The 15,151-nt window shown below is 36.1% G+C and carries 20 protein-coding genes; 8 read left to right on the top strand and 12 right to left on the bottom strand.

Features of this window, described 5'->3' with window-relative positions:
• A protein-coding gene (locus tag EO130_RS06005; RefSeq protein ID WP_127140148.1) for an IS3 family transposase occupies positions 1-1,051 on the bottom strand; the annotation gives its coding sequence in 2 pieces (ribosomal slippage) (positions 1-799 and positions 799-1,051; 1,052 coding nt annotated over the 2 pieces). This gene is flagged as partial in the annotation.
• Between the two features lie 230 nt (positions 1,052-1,281).
• Between EO130_RS06005 and EO130_RS06000 the strand changes: the two genes are divergently transcribed.
• The 7 genes from EO130_RS06000 (at position 1,282) to EO130_RS05970 (ending at position 7,824) form a co-directional block, all read left to right on the top strand.
• Positions 1,282-1,833, top strand: a complete 552-nt coding sequence (locus EO130_RS06000) for a hypothetical protein (protein ID WP_127140605.1) — start codon at positions 1,282-1,284, stop codon at positions 1,831-1,833.
• Entirely contained in the window at positions 1,830-3,287 is a 1,458-nt protein-coding gene (locus EO130_RS05995; protein ID WP_127140604.1) for a DUF5723 family protein, read from the top strand. The genes EO130_RS06000 and EO130_RS05995 overlap by 4 nt, the downstream gene beginning before the upstream one ends.
• A 386-nt stretch (positions 3,288-3,673) precedes the next feature.
• Positions 3,674-4,486, top strand: coding sequence for a PepSY-like domain-containing protein (locus EO130_RS05990; RefSeq protein WP_127140603.1), 813 nt, complete (start codon positions 3,674-3,676; stop codon positions 4,484-4,486).
• Positions 4,487-4,725: 239 nt separating this feature from the next.
• Positions 4,726-5,172 (top strand): thioredoxin family protein, encoded by a 447-nt coding sequence (locus EO130_RS05985; RefSeq protein WP_127140602.1) that lies wholly within the window; start codon positions 4,726-4,728, stop codon positions 5,170-5,172.
• A 1-nt stretch (position 5,173) separates the two neighbouring features.
• Entirely contained in the window at positions 5,174-6,160 is a 987-nt protein-coding gene (locus tag EO130_RS05980) for an FAD:protein FMN transferase (protein ID WP_127140631.1), read from the top strand.
• Positions 6,144-6,365 carry a DUF4266 domain-containing protein gene (locus EO130_RS05975; RefSeq protein ID WP_241244306.1) on the top strand — a complete coding sequence of 74 codons (222 nt, stop codon included), beginning with the start codon at positions 6,144-6,146 and terminating at the stop codon, positions 6,363-6,365. The genes EO130_RS05980 and EO130_RS05975 overlap by 17 nt, the downstream gene beginning before the upstream one ends.
• A gap of 7 nt (positions 6,366-6,372) precedes the next feature.
• Complete coding sequence (locus EO130_RS05970; RefSeq protein WP_127140601.1) at positions 6,373-7,824, top strand: DUF3570 domain-containing protein; 1,452 nt, start codon at positions 6,373-6,375, stop codon at positions 7,822-7,824.
• 334 nt (positions 7,825-8,158) lie between these two features.
• On the opposite strand, the gene EO130_RS05965 is transcribed toward EO130_RS05970, so the two are convergent.
• From EO130_RS05965 to EO130_RS05955, 3 genes are all read right to left on the bottom strand, one after another.
• The gene (locus tag EO130_RS05965; RefSeq protein WP_127140600.1) at positions 8,159-8,383 is read right to left on the bottom strand and encodes a YgaP family membrane protein; all 225 of its coding nucleotides are present in this window, start codon (positions 8,381-8,383) and stop codon (positions 8,159-8,161) included.
• Positions 8,384-8,527: 144 nt separating this feature from the next.
• Positions 8,528-8,860, bottom strand: a complete 333-nt coding sequence (locus EO130_RS05960) for a hypothetical protein (RefSeq protein WP_241244305.1) — start codon at positions 8,858-8,860, stop codon at positions 8,528-8,530.
• A gap of 185 nt (positions 8,861-9,045) precedes the next feature.
• Positions 9,046-9,816, bottom strand: coding sequence for an SDR family oxidoreductase (locus tag EO130_RS05955; RefSeq protein ID WP_127140598.1), 771 nt, complete (start codon positions 9,814-9,816; stop codon positions 9,046-9,048).
• A 79-nt stretch (positions 9,817-9,895) separates the two neighbouring features.
• Here EO130_RS05955 and EO130_RS05950 point away from each other — a divergent pair, with 79 nt between their 5' ends.
• A complete protein-coding gene (locus tag EO130_RS05950) occupies positions 9,896-10,336 on the top strand; it encodes a winged helix-turn-helix transcriptional regulator (protein ID WP_127140597.1) in 441 nt (146 codons plus the stop codon).
• Positions 10,337-10,419: 83 nt separating this feature from the next.
• Here EO130_RS05950 and EO130_RS05945 read toward each other — a convergent pair whose 3' ends face one another.
• The 8 genes from EO130_RS05945 to EO130_RS05910 form a co-directional block, all read right to left on the bottom strand.
• Entirely contained in the window at positions 10,420-11,166 is a 747-nt protein-coding gene (locus EO130_RS05945; protein WP_127140596.1) for a class I SAM-dependent methyltransferase, read from the bottom strand.
• Between the two features lie 216 nt (positions 11,167-11,382).
• Positions 11,383-11,784, bottom strand: a complete 402-nt coding sequence (locus tag EO130_RS05940; RefSeq protein ID WP_127140595.1) for a helix-turn-helix domain-containing protein — start codon at positions 11,782-11,784, stop codon at positions 11,383-11,385.
• A gap of 315 nt (positions 11,785-12,099) precedes the next feature.
• Entirely contained in the window at positions 12,100-12,324 is a 225-nt protein-coding gene (locus EO130_RS05935) for a YgaP family membrane protein (protein ID WP_241244304.1), read from the bottom strand.
• A gap of 103 nt (positions 12,325-12,427) precedes the next feature.
• Positions 12,428-12,736, bottom strand: a complete 309-nt coding sequence (locus EO130_RS05930) for an EthD family reductase (RefSeq protein WP_127140594.1) — start codon at positions 12,734-12,736, stop codon at positions 12,428-12,430.
• Between the two features lie 42 nt (positions 12,737-12,778).
• A complete protein-coding gene (locus EO130_RS05925; protein ID WP_127140593.1) occupies positions 12,779-13,042 on the bottom strand; it encodes a hypothetical protein in 264 nt (87 codons plus the stop codon).
• Positions 13,043-13,052: 10 nt separating this feature from the next.
• Positions 13,053-13,436 carry a hypothetical protein gene (locus EO130_RS05920; RefSeq protein ID WP_127140592.1) on the bottom strand — a complete coding sequence of 128 codons (384 nt, stop codon included), beginning with the start codon at positions 13,434-13,436 and terminating at the stop codon, positions 13,053-13,055.
• 47 nt (positions 13,437-13,483) lie between these two features.
• Positions 13,484-14,002 (bottom strand): hypothetical protein, encoded by a 519-nt coding sequence (locus tag EO130_RS05915; RefSeq protein WP_127140591.1) that lies wholly within the window; start codon positions 14,000-14,002, stop codon positions 13,484-13,486.
• A gap of 172 nt (positions 14,003-14,174) precedes the next feature.
• Entirely contained in the window at positions 14,175-14,609 is a 435-nt protein-coding gene (locus EO130_RS05910) for a winged helix-turn-helix transcriptional regulator (RefSeq protein ID WP_127140590.1), read from the bottom strand.
• Positions 14,610-15,151 lie beyond the last annotated feature (542 nt).

Genomic DNA, 15,151 nt, shown 5'->3' with positions numbered 1-15,151 from the left:
CCCAACGAGCTGTGCGGTCTATAATTGTTATAGTCCTCTTTCCAAATATCGAACTTTTCCTGGGCATCCTCCAAGGAGAAGAACCAATTGGCGTTCAGGCACTCATACCTAAATGAGCCATTAAAACTTTCGATAAAAGGATTGTCCGTTGGTTTTCCTGGCCTTGAGAAGTCAAGTTCGACATTGTTCCCATAGGCCCATTTGTCCAATACCTTACTGATGAACTCACTTCCATTATCCACTTTGACACGCTTTGGCAGCACTTCGTTCCCAAAAGTAATGGCTTCCATTACCTGTACGACATCACTTCCTTTAAGAGACTTTCCCGCATGGATGGCCAAACACTTGCGGCTATAGTTATCCACTACAGTCAATGCCCTGAAACGGCTCCCGTTGTACAACTGGTCCGAGACAAAATCCATGCTCCAACATTCGTTCAAACTAGAGGCGTTCCCCTCTGCGGGTTGTCTGTGTGCGGCGGAACGGTTCCGTTTGGGCCGCTTGCTCCTCAGGTTCAGACCTTCCTCGCAATAGACCCGGTACATGCGTTTGTGGTTGTCCATGAAACCCTCCCGTCTCAAAAGGATATGGATACGCCAGAACCCGTAACGTACCCTGACGGCGGCAATCTCGTTCATCCGCATGCGCAACAGTTCATCGCTACGGCCCTTGGCCCTGTAATAGAAAACGCTCTTGTGCAGCAATATGAGCTTGCAGCAACGCTGGACGGAAATATTGTACTCCATCCTTATATTTTCGACCATCCCGCGCTTTCGGGACGGTCTCAGAACTTTTTTTTCAGCACGTCCTGCAGGATCTGTTTGTCCAAGCTCAGGTCGGCGACCAGTTTCTTCAACTGTGCGTTCTCCTCCTCCAGGTTCTTCAGCCTCCGTAGTTCGGAGACACCAAGCCCGCCATATTTCTTCTTCCAATTGTAGAACGTGGCCTCGCTGATGCCCATCTTGCGGCATACCTCCTGGATACGGGTCCCCGTCTCCGCCTGTTTGATCGCAAATACGATCTGCGACTCAGAATACTTTGATCGTTTCATAAGCAAATACTTGTTTAAAGTTAAACATTTATCCGCCCGGAATTCTCTAATTCTAAACTGTCCGGTTTAACGGGAGGAGGTCAGCTCTATCTTCGAAAAAAAATTACATCACTACCAAAAATAATGAGTATGAGTAAATTCCTGAAACCTGAAAAAACCAAATTTTTAGATTTCTTTAAAATTAAGGTAGGGTATTACCATACTTGGTTGTTTTAGTGTTGAAAATTGATATGAAAAAATTATATTCTTTCACACTTTTGGCAGTAGGCTTTTTGTTTTTAATTGCTTCTTGCACCGAAGAGCAAGATTTTAGTCAGATTGACGATTTAAGCATAACACCTACATTGGCCTCGGGTATATTTTATCTGGAGTCCGACGAAGCTACCATAAATTCCGCAGGTGCTTTAACTACCTTTTATTTTCGTGAAGTAAACTTTGATGTTTTCAATGAACCATATGTGGCGGAACATCTTTTGGAGGGGACAATAACCTACGAAATAGAAAACACCACAAGCAAACAATTAAGAATAATCATTGGTTTCATAGATGGTGCTGGAAATATTCTTGATACCGAAATTTTCGAAATCGATGCCGGGCCTTCTGTGGTTTTGACCAGAGAGGTATTTTATGGCCAGGGCGGTAAGAGCTTGGATATACTCACCAACACTTCTAGCTGGCGTGTTTCGGCAAATAATTTAAGTGATGACACCAGTGTTTCTTCGGACGAAGACCCAAAAGTAATTTTTAGGTCCGGAGCAGAATTACTATTTGAATTACAATGAGAATAGCATCTAAGTTAATATTCTCGGCATTGTTTTGCGGGACAACGGTCCTTGCACAAAATAAGGAGCTTCTATACGATTTTTATGAAATCCCTCAATCTTTAATGGTAAACCCAGGGGTGAAGACCTCACAAAAGTGGCATGCAGGAATACCCGTATTGTCGGGAGTGTTTTTTCAGGGAGCTACAAGCGGAGTAACCATAAATGATCTTTTTGCCAATGATGGTATCGATTTTACCACGAAAGTCCAAGAACGCTTGTTGGATGTAATGGGGAACAAGGACGATTTTAGCTCCACAAGCCAAATAGAAGGGATTACCGTAGGTTTTAGGGGAAAGAATAGACCCGATGATTATTATTCCTTTGGAACATATTTGGAAACTGATATCATTAGTTATTGGCCCAAGGATTTGGCTATTTTGGCCTTTGAAGGAAACGGGGGAGACAATATAGGCCGAAGCTTTGATCTTGAAGATTTAAACCTCCGAGGTGAAATGATCAATGTGTTTCATTTTGGTATCAATAGAAAAATGGGTAACGCACTCACTTTAGGTGCGAGGGCAAAAATATATTCCAGTATTTTTCAATTCCAGTCCATAAAAAATTCAGGGTCATTTGTTACAAGGCAAGGTCAAAACAATATTCATGAAAGCGCCATTAATGCTGATATGCAGCTTCAAACGGGCGGTATCAGGGGTTTTTATGATATTTTTGAGGCTGATACCGGTACTGAACAAAGTGATGTGGCCAGTCTATTCACTAAACGCGCTTTTTTAGGTGGGAATCTAGGGTTCGGCCTTGATTTTGGATTTAGTTACGAGTTGAATCCGCAGACTACCGTAACGGGAAGTATTTTGGATCTTGGCTTTATAAACAACTCAAATGATGTATGGAATTATACCTTTAGCGGAAGTACCGTAACAGATGGAATTTCTGTATTTCTTCCGGAAGATATAGATGATCTTGATAATGATTTATGGCAAGATTTGTTGGATGAAATAGATGAAGCATTGCCAAATGGCGAAAATGAATCCAGTTACATATCATGGAGACCGGTAAAAGTATATGGTTCCATCAGATACGATTTTGGGGAAGGAGGAAGCCCCGTATTTGATAATTGTGGATGTGGCGTAAATGCTAGCGGGGGAATCAATCGTGATTATTACCGAAATAGTCTTGGTGGGCAATTATTTATGATGAAAAGGCCAAGAGGTGTGCAAGCCGCATTAACAGGTTTTTACCAAAGAAGATTTGGTAGGGTCGCTTCCTTGAAAGCAACATACACTGTTGATAAGTATTCTTTTACCAATATAGGATTAGGGGCCAATTTTCAAATGGGCCCGGTCAATTTTTATGTTTTGGTAGATAATCTTTTAAGTTATTCCAATATAGCTGATAGCCACTATGCATCTTTACAGTTCGGATTTAATATTATATATTGGAACGATAATTGATTTTGGACATACTTCAAAAACCCGCTTTTTAGTAAAAAATCCATTGATTTTACTGGACTACAGACCTTTTTTAGTAAAAAAAGCTATTAATAAGTATTTTTCAAAAAAACCTGAAAATGAGCTTTCCCGAAGGAAAATGAATCAATAACAGTGCGCCAGCCTGTTATCCTCTTGCTTTACCCCTTAGTTTAGCCCTAGCCATTTACATAGAGCTTGGAATAAACCAAATCTCAAGAGAAGTCTTTAAGAATTCTGACAAAGAAATTCACCACCCAAGTGAAAGCCATTTAAAAATATTTGTGGTTTGCGGTAGGGTTTTTTAAGTATTAACTGTTTAAGAGTATGTACAATAATTAATGTTAAATAAAATTTGCAAGTAACCCTCGATGAAACAAAAATTTAATTTTCCACAAATGAATAATGAATTTAACCTTTTAAACAATTTAAAAATGAAAATTTTTCAAAATGCAGCTCTAGTAGCTTTAAGTGCTATGACTTTTGTGTCTTGTAGTAAAAATAATGATTATGTTTTAAATGATTCGACAGTTGGTACAGCCATGAAGGCAGATGCAAAAGTAAGAGTTGGGGATTTGCCAGTAGAAATTTTAGATTTTGTGGCAAGCACATTTCCTGAATTAACGATAAGGGAGGCCGAAGAAGAAGATAATGGTAATTTTGAGGTAGAATTAAGTGATGGCACAGAACTTATTTTTGATATCAACGGAAGCTTTTTAGGTATTGATGATGACAGTCAGGAAAATGGTGACTTCGATGACGTTGAAGTTGCTAAGGAAGACTTATTACAAGTAATTTTGGATTATATCGATGTAAATTATCCTGGAGTAGGTATTCGTGAAGCAGAACTTGAACATAATGATCAATACGAAGTGGAATTGAATGACAATACTATTTTGATTTTTAATATAAATGGTGATTTCCAGGGTGTAGGTGTCGATGAAAACGACCAAGATGATGATGGAGAATATGATTGGGAAGAAGATGGAAACGATGATGGAAACACTATAGACCCTGCCCAATTACCAGAGATGGTACTGTCGTATTTAGCAGAGAACTACCCAAATCTAACCATTGTTCATGCGGAAACTGAAGATGAAGGAAATTTTGAAGTAACAATGAGTAATGGGTTGGAGGTGTATTTCGATGCCGAAGGAAATTTTCTTTACATTGAAGAAGATTAAGATAATTTATATTGCTCTAAAGAAGGGATGTAGTGTAACTTGACACTTTTTAGGACATCGCTAAATTCATAAAATTATCATTAATTTTGACCGTTTCGGGGAAGAATCTTCCCCGAAACTCTTTTGTATTTCCTAGGAAGCATATCCCCGTTGAATGAAAGGGCATACCTTTGTTGGCTTCGCTTTGAACCGAACTGATTAAAAACAGTAAAAATAAATTCTTAATGAATTAAAATATTATGACCCTAAAGAAATCTATCTTATTAGCTCTATTCTTCATCGGACAATTAACTTTAACCTACTCTCAAGATTGGAAATTAGATTTTAACACGGCTTTAAAAACAGCCCAAGGTTCTAATAGAACCATTATACTTGTTTTTTCTGGTTCGGATTGGTGTGCACCTTGCATGAAATTAGAAAAAGAAATTTGGGAAACCGATACATTTCAAAAATATGCAAATGAAAATTTTGTAATGGTTAGAGCGGATTTTCCGAGAAAAAAAACCAATAAATTATCAAAGGAACAAGAGGAGAAAAATGTACAACTTGCCGAAAAGTATAACCCAAATGGCTATTTTCCAGCGGTTTTAATAATTGATGAAAACAAAAAAATACTAGGAAACACGGGTTATAAAAAATTAACACCTCAAGAATATATTGAGCATTTAAACAGTTTTATTGAATAATATGATAAGAATTCTCTTGTTTATTTTTTTTCTACAATCTATATGCTCAAATGCACAAGAAATTTTTCATAAAACTACCAAGTTAATGGGTAGTAGATTTGACCTTACAGTAGTAGCCAATGACTCAACAGAAGGTAGAAAATACATTGAAATAGCTATTGAAGAAATAACAAGAATAGAAAAACTAATTTCATCTTGGGACACTAACTCTCAAACATCAGAAATTAATCGTAATGCAGGAATTAAACCTGTCAAGGTAGACAAAGAATTGTTCGATTTAATAGAAAGAGCAATAGCTATTTCAAAATTAACCGATGGAGCTTTTGATATTAGTTATGCTTCAATGGATAGAATTTGGAAGTTTGAAAGCAGTATGACTAAAATGCCTTCGAAAGAGGAAATAGCGGCATCTGTTGAAAAAGTTGGCTATGAAAACATCCTTCTAGATAAAGCAAATCATACCGTATTTCTTAAAAAAATAGGTATGAAGATTGGATTTGGTGCTATTGGAAAAGGCTATGCAGCAGATACAACAAAACAGCTACTTATTTCAAAAGGTGTAAGTTCAGGAATCATTAATGCCTCAGGAGATATGAACACTTGGGGCAAACAACCCAATGGAGAAGATTGGACTGTTGCTATAACCAACCCAATGAATAAAAACAAAGCCTTTGCTTTGCTTCCGCTAAAACAAGGTGCTGTAGTGACTAGTGGCGACTATGAAAAATTTGTGATGTTTGATGGAATTCGGTATGCTCACATCATCAACCCCAAAACAGGATACCCATCCAGAGGAATTATCAGTGTAACAGTATTTGCCCCTAGTGCAGAACTTGCCGATGCCTTAGCGACTTCTATATTTGTAATGGGCAAGGATATTGGCTTAGACCGTATCAATCAAATACCAAATGTAGAATGTATTATCATTGATACAGAAGGTCGTGTACATCAATCTCAAAATATTAAAATAAATGAAAAAACGAATTAATCGCTTTATGATAACAGTTGTGACACTGTTAAGTTTAAGCTCTTGTGTAGCTGTAAAACCTTATGAAATGGTAAATATCAACGACCCTGATATGGAGTTGTCCGATAGAAAAAATAAAAAATTTCATACAGCCTTTCAAGTTTATCGAGAAGGAGCTTCAGGTGGTAACGGTGGAAAATCTGGAGGTGGTTGCGGTTGTAATTAAAAAATATATGAGAAACCTAATTATAAGTTTGATTACTTTACTGCCTTTTTGTGCTTTTGCCCAGGAAAGTGAAGATGGTACAGCGTTTAAAAAAAGGGCTTTAGAAAACACAGAATTGAGTATTTTAACTAGTTTTTACACCCAAGATGGAAAAAATGCTGCCGTTACAGGTGGTATTGGTTCAGAGCAACTTAATGATTATGCTACAAATATCCTCGTATCTATCCCTGTAAAGCAAGACGGGATTTTAAGTATCGACGGGACTATATCGGCTTACACATCTGCATCTTCTAGTAATTTAAACCCTTGGTCTGGAGCATCTAACGGAGAAGGTGATGACGATGATGACGATGACGACAATTATACTACAGGAGCTAATACTGGTACACCTTGGGCAGCATCCTCAGGAGCTTCTCGCCAAGATGTTTGGACAAATTTAACCGTGGGTTACAGCCGTTCCTCAGAAGATAGAAATACCATATATAGTGGCAATATGAGTGTTGCCAACGAATACGATTACTTTTCATTAGGTGTCGGAGCTGGTCTGGTAAAACTTTTTAATCAAAAAAACACCGAGTTAGGAATAACAGCAAATGTCTATCTAGACAATTGGAGACCTGAATATGCTACAGAAATAAAAACCTATATTGAAAATGGTGGTGATTTAAATAGGGATTTTTTTGAAGGCACTGATATTTTAGATCAAAACGGCAATATCATAAATAAGATGTCTGTAAATGCATGGAAACCTACGCGAAATATCTTAATAAATGATACTAAAAGAAACACATATGCTGCTTCCTTAAGCCTCTTTCAGATATTGGGCAAAACAACCCAGGTTTCTCTCTTTACAGATATTGTATATCAAACAGGTTGGTTGGCCAACCCTATGCAGCGCGTTTATTTTGCAGATAAGTCAAATTTTTACATTGGAACGGCTACAAGCATTCCATTTTACTCTGAAGAACGAAATAAAGGCGTTTTTCAATTAGCTGACGACATAGAGAGACTACCCAATAATAGATTAAAAATCCCGATAGGTATAAGGCTAAATCAGTATATTACAGAAAATTTAGTGCTGCGTTCTTATTATAGATATTATTTCGATAATTGGGGTATTACAGGGCATACCCTGAATGCAGAATTAGCTTTAAAATTGGCGCAAAAATTTACGCTTTATCCTAACTATCGTTTATACACACAAACAGCAGCAGATTACTTTGCTCCTTTTGAGCAGCATTTGTCTACTGAAGAATTCTACACATCAGATTTTGACCTGTCTAAATTTAGTGCTAGACAGGTAGGTTTAGGGTTAAAATACACAGACATTTTTACCAAATCACACATATGGAAGTTTGGTTTAAAAAACTTAACACTAGATTATAATTATTACAATCGGAATACTGGACTAAAAGCCCATATAATATCTTTAGGCGCAGACTTTATTATTGATAATTAAATATATACCTACGCTTACAATGTATACTATAAAAGTTAGCTTCACTAAAACACCTTGTTAACACCAAAAACAGGGGTTTTTAATGATGCATTGTACCCTATATGAGCCTTTAAAATTTAAAGTGTTGATTTTCAATATTAATTACTTTCTACATTGGGGGAAGCAATTCACAGGGCAATGATGAAATAAAAAAAGCCCTTATTTGCGTTTTGTGTTACAAATGTGTTACAATGAAGAATGAAAAAAGCCTTACAAATCTGTAAGGCTTTGATTTTCAATGCTCCCCTTGTTATTCAAAGTTGCAGCACAAATAATTCTATTTGTGACTTAAGTTTTACTTACCATTCTGAATAGGGTCAGTATTTGGCATTAATTTATTAAGGATGAAATACACTGGGCAAAATTTTGTCATAGGACTGATAAGTTGAAGTCCACCAACTGCTACCGCGATCCACACAAAGTTTATGTTAGAAGTGTATAGGGTTAAGCCAGCACTGATTAAATACAAGACTCCTACAATAGCATCATGTGCTCTTACTTTAGAAATATTTTTTTCCATTTTGATTTATTTAATTGGTTTACTGCAAGATAATGATTACCCGTCAAAAACCTCTACACTATATACAAAAGTATAACGGTTTTACTTTTAATAGTTGCTCCCCCTATTATTCAAAGTTACAGCACAAATTTATCTTTTGGTGACTTAGGTTGAAGATTTCTTTTTCAGATTTCGGAAAAGTCTGATAAAAATATAAATGTGACTCAAAAATGTGACTAAACCATAGGTGATGAACATCAGCCAGATGAAGCCTAAGTTTTGATTATAAAGCTTTAATCCAAAAAACTGTGGAAAAGCGGTAACTAAATCTCCAAACCCTATAATATTGAATGTCCAAACCAGCGGAATGGCAAAACGCCATTTGTTCTTCAATGCGACTAATGAGATGATCGCCAGAAGAGCGGTAGTAAAATCAAGTAGCCCGACAGTGGTTAGAAAATCCTGAGGAAAACCGTCATAAAACTGTTCCTTGGCCATAAATGTTAAACCGAGGTACCTGAATGTATTAAGAAAAATGAATGGAAGAAGTGCCTCATAGATCGACAGCTTCGAGATTCGCGGTTGTATCCAATATCTAAATCCTAATATAATGGCAATTGTGCCGGTTAATGCCTGAAGATTAATGATTGTAAAATTGTCCATTTTGTAATTTATTATTGATTTTACTTCTTTCTTGGTATTGGTTTTTTATTTAATTGGCTAAATATGAACTTAGGAGCAATTCTGCTCATAAATTTGAGTTGCTTGGAAATGCCTGGGGTGATTTCTTCCTTACCGTTTACAAAGTCTCTCCAAAAGATATCAGCTAATTTTTTGGGAGGCATTGGTTTTAAGTTGTCGTCATCTGCTATGTCTGCCCCATGTGCTAAAGGAGTATCTACAACAGGGGGTAATAACTCAACTACCTTGATGTTATGCTGTCTGAGCTGTGGTCTAATACTTAAAGTCCAAAAGTGTAAAGCGGATTTTGTGCCAGAATAAACAGGGGCTTGAGCGAATGGAACATAAGCTAATCCGGATGAAACATTTACCAATACAGCATTTTTACTTTTTTTAAGCTGTGGAAGGAAGTAGTGCAAGACTCTAATAGGAGAATTATAGTTAATCTCAATTTCTTGCATTTGTTTACTTAGATCGTTGAGTTCATTCCCCGCATCTATCAAATTCATTATTCCAGCATTATTGATCAGAACATCAATGCCTCCAAATTTTTCTTGAATGTTATCTGTAAGTATTCTTACGTCTGCGTCATCGGTAACATCACTTTGAAAAATATGGATTTGAGGATACGACGATTTTATTTTCTCAAGTTTAGTTGCGTCCCTTCCTGTGATAATGACCGTATTGTCTTGATCTAAAAACTTTTTTGCGAGTGCCAGTCCAATTCCTGAACTACCGCCTGTTATAAGTACCATTTGTTGGCTTACTTTCATTTGAGTTTCTTATTTTTACTATCGATTAAGTAGTAAAATTAGGCAAGTTTTATTTAACTACCAAAATAGTAGTAATATTATGAGAAGTAAATTTCGATCAACATGTCCTATTGCCACTGCCTTGGATATCATAGGAGATAAATGGTCCTTATTAATATTGAGGGATATGCTAACAAGTGGTAAGAAAACCTTTAAAGAATTTTCTGAATCTCAAGAGGGAATAGCTCCGGGTATTCTCTCTGCTCGATTGAAGTGGTTAGAGGAAAATGAATTAATAACAAAGCAGAAACTACCTCATAACCAAAAGGAAAACATCTATTTACTCACAGAGAAAGGAATTGAATTAGCACCGATCATTATGGAGTTGATTATTTGGAGTGATAAGAACTTAAGAGTTCAAAACCCTGAAATGCCTTCGATATCTCAAATCGGTGACATTAGTAATAAGTCAGCTTTAATTGCGGGAATTCAGAATAATTATCGAAGATTAATCCAAGAAACATTGGGGATAAATCCATAAAAAACCGCTACACTATAACAGTATAACGGTTTTATCATTTTAAGTTGCTCCCCCTATTATTCAAAGATGCAGCCAAGAATTATTTAATTCACTTTCTTTGCTATGTAGAAACCATACCCAAAGTACTCCTTGAACGTTTTATATGTCGCTATTTCATTTTGGTAGGATTGAATAACTACTTTTAATTCTTCTTCTATAGAATGATCTTCCATAAGAACTGCGAATTCCATCTCTAAAGCACCATAGTAATTGCTGAGCCAACTTTCTTCAGATAAAATGAAATGATCAATGAGTTGATATCCGGACTCATGGAGTGTCTTAATCTTTCCTTGAGCAGAGTCTATTTCAGGGTATTCGGCATTCCAATATGTTTCAATATCAGCCGGACGCTCGTTTGTTAACCAAGTGATTTCGCTTAACGCTATGACTCCGTTCTTTTTGAGGAAAGGGTGTAAATAGTTTAATCCATTTTCAAACCCCATGTTGTAAACCGCCCCCTCTGACCAAATAAGGTCAAAACTTTCTTTTTCGAAGTTCAAGTCGTCCATAGATCCTTGAAACGTGCGAACATTTGGACTTTTAATCCTATCCTCCAATTCATCCAAGAATGGTTGGAATAAATCTAATGCAGTAATGGTTCCATTCAGATGATTCGCAAGTACATTGGTCTGAGAACCGGTACCACATCCAAGGTCTAAAATAGAAAGTTCAGTTGATTCACTTAAGCCTGTGAAATTGATTGCCTTTAGGGTTTCCTCGTCACTCCCCGGTCCTTGACGGTAAAGTTTTTTGTGAAATGAGATAATGAAATCAAGTTGCTTTTCAGTCATATACAAAAATAAAAAACCGCTACACTATAACAGTGTAACGATTTTATCATTTTACGCTTGCGCCATCTCGCTCCTTCGCTGAAAATGCCCACAGGACATTTTCTTAACGCTCGGCCGTCCCTGTTATTCAAAGATGCAGCTTTAATACATAGGTTAAGTTTGTAGGTATTCGAATTGAAGGAAATGATTTGCTATGATTCTGCATGAAATTCACCTTCAAGAATTCTTAATCTGCTGTCTTCTATTTTTGTAAATGTAGAATCCAATACTCGCTAACGAAATCGAAATTAATGTAATCGGAATCAAGGTAAAATCTGCCCATAACCAATAAACACCTTGTTCATTACCCCGGAAGGGCAAACAAAGGATTAACAATAACAAAACCATATACAAGATATAAGTGATTTGATTACTTCGTTTCGCTAATCGAGGTTTTTCGTAAATAAAATTGACTTCTAAGATTTTAGATATTTTGTTTAATGAGTAGACAGAGGGATCTACTTCCTGATTTTCAATTCTCTGAATAGTACGTTCAGTTAGCCCTGCCATCTCTGCCAGTTCTCTTTGGGTCATTCCTTTCTGCACTCGCGCAGACTTTATTTTATCTCCTAATTCCATGATACAAAATTAGAATTTTTCCATTTCTTCAATTGAAATGTAACACGTCATTGACACGACATTTAATTAAGAACAAAAAAACCGCTACACTAAAACAGTATAACGATTTTATCATTTTGCCAGCGTGCCAGCTCGCCCCTTCGCTAAAATAGTCCACCGGACTATTCTTTAACGCTCGGGCGCCTCATTGGGCTCTTCTCGCCCTTCGAGGGGTCGCAAAACAAAAAGCCGCAAGAAATGAATCTGCGGCTTTTTGTTTTGCGACCCCTATTGTTCAAAGATGCAGCACAACTTCTTCTATTGGTGACCTAAGTTTTACTTGCCGTTCTGAATAGGTTCAGTATTTGGCATTAGTTTATTAAGTATGAAATAAACCGGGCAGAATTTTGTCATTGGACTTATAAGTTGAAGTCCGCCAACTGCTACCGCGATCCACACAAAGTTCAAGTTGGATGTGTATAGCGTTAAGCCAGCACTGATTAAATACAAGATTACCACGATAGCATCATGTGCTCTTACTTTAAAAACATTTTTTTCCATATTTATTTATTCTTTTGGCTAGTTGAAGTTGGTTGTTCATAAAGAGAGATACTAAAATTTACTGCCATTGAAGAGTATAATATTAAACCTAACCTGCAGTGATTTAAATAGTTTCTCCTATCAAAATTGTGGGTGCACCTCCGGTTGAAATTCTAGTTGCATCTGCGGCTACTTCCTGCATACCAGGGGAAGACATTGTTTTTTCAAGTTGTTCTTGCGATTCAAATGGCATGATGAACATGAGATGGAACGGTGGTTTGCCTTCAGGACCAGATAAAAATCTAGTAATGCTGTACGGCTTTACATCAGTTGGTATCCCTGTTTTTTCATGGAGTAATTTCAGATGAGCATTATAATCTGATTCAAATTTTTCTTGATTAAGCGGCTGAGGATAAAGTACCGTTACTTTCATAATTATATGGTTTTATAAGGTTTGATATGAATTATTTAGAGGCTAACTTAAAGGTGAAAATTGAAACATCTCATTTGAGATTCCATTAAGTTTTATTACTTCATCTCTTTCAGGAGTAGATAATAATTCTTTCAACTTACTCATGTCCACATCAAACATGAGAACAATGAAATTATTTTCATCTATTTTACTGATTGTAGTTTTCGATTCATCACAACATTGAGCTCTTGTTTCTGAGAGTTTCATAAAGTCTTTATGCACTGCAGCATAACTTGATGTACATTTTCCTTTTATTACTAAGTTCATTGCTATTTAATTATTCCATTGCCGCAATAACTGGCGCCCCTAAAAGACCGGCAACACAGTAAGTGTTTGTTAAATCCACTAGCTCGGCAAACATTGCTTCGCGTTGCTGACCTAAAGTCATATGTGCTTGTACACCTTCGGGCCCACTGTATATTTCAGTTAAACCATAAAGAGTGTTTCCTGTTTCACCACTATTGGGATCGAAAGGATTGTTGAATTCTGGGGATTTAAATACAGAATAAGATAAAATAACGGGTTCTTGATCACCAGACAGGTGATGAGTCTCCCGCATAAACTGTTCATGTGTTGCTATAAACTGATCCATTCTTTCTGTAGCATCGTTTGGCACTACAAATGATACATGAAAACCAATGTTTCCTCTTTTAATACTCATAGTTTTAATTTTTTAGTTAGTAATTATTTAAATATCAATTAGACAGCCTACGACATAACTTGTCCTACAAAGACATTTACACCTGGATTTATAGGATTACCACTAATTCTACGAAAGGCAACTACCTGTCCTGTGTGATAAATTATATCCGAGAATGGTCCATTGATAAGATTCCAAAAGGGGGTGACAACTTCCTCACCATTCATATTTAATCGCACACTCACTTTTGAGAGATCAGAGTTTTCCTTAAGGGCCTTAAAAATTGCATCCAAATTGTTTAAAGTATTCTTGCGATAATCTTCAAATCCAGATTTCTGGTTTGAGAAATCATAAATTCTTCCTTCGAATGCATCTGAGATAGCATCGGTTAACATGGATATATGTTCAATGTTTTCATAGCTGGACCTCCCATCTTCACAAGGCTTATAATCCAAATCAATTTGTCGAAGGCCTTCGGTTGCCCAATAAAATCTAAAACCTATGCCTTCAATCATTCGAGATAATACGGTAGTAGAGGTAAACGAATCGAAGTACGGGCCAATACTTGAAAAGGGTAAATTATTCATAAGAAAGTGATTGGTTAGAAGTTGTATGTAAAATTAACATTTATTATTTAAATATGCAATATAATTATTAAAAACATACCTACTTGCCATGATTGATTTATTAAAATTCTATTTAATAAGTAGTGGAAATTAGAAAGTCAAATTGAATCTGCGCAGAATTAGAATAGCTTATTTATTGATTTTCGGTCAGTAATTTTTCCAATTTAACCCGATATTTTTTTCTATAATTTTCGGAATGTTTGGGGGCTTCCAATTGCTTTATCTCACTTAGCATTTCCTCAGATAAAGAATGAAAGTCAACCTTTATATACTTTTGGGTCCAATTCATCATTTCAGCCAAAATAGGGTACAGGTCAATGCCCTTCTCAGTAAGATAGTAGTGTTTTATTTTGGAATCTTGTTTGTCTGCAATAACATTCAGAATACCATATGATTGAAGCTTTTTAAGTCGATCAACAAGTAAATTTGATGCTATTTTCTCGGGAGATTTCAGAAACTGAGAATAGGTATTTGCTCCCATAAAAATGTCTCGGATAATCAATAAAGACCATTTATCTCCAACGAGATCTAAAAAAATATTTAAAGGGCAGTTTGATCTTAATTTCATAGATAATTCTGATAGATATCTTTTAAAATAACTTTCAATAACATAGAAGAAATTGTTCAAAGGTATTTCTAATAGCGTAAAAGTAATTTTGTAATTAAACTCTTTCGTTATGTTGCAAAATTAAATATTATTTATGACTCCCATGATATATAGTTTGAATTAAAGGAAAACAATTAAATGTATAATTCCTTAGTTCAATCGACGTAAACAAAAAACCGTTACACTATAATAGTATAACGGTTTTGTCATTATAAGTTGCTCCCCTAATTGACCAAAGTTGCAACTTTAACGGAATGTTTTTTTAGGCCAAATCATCACAAATGCCTGATTATATATTATGCTTCCTTGATGGCAAACAATGAAAAAACAACCATGGGATTCATGCCGACCAAGTTCCAGAAAAGTACAATCCCAAATTCCTTTTCCATAATTCTAAAATGAACCTGATAAGAATTCTTATCAGGACAAATGACTAACCCATCAACTCCGCTGGGCTGGGGCAGACTAGGGTTTAAGTCTGCGACATTCCAAAAGAATGCCCT

The sequence above is a fragment of the Flagellimonas marinaquae genome (assembly GCF_003992675.1).
Classification (GTDB): domain Bacteria; phylum Bacteroidota; class Bacteroidia; order Flavobacteriales; family Flavobacteriaceae; genus Flagellimonas; species Flagellimonas marinaquae.
Note: the sequence above shows the minus strand (reverse complement) of the source record. Positions and strands in the feature narration are given on the sequence as shown.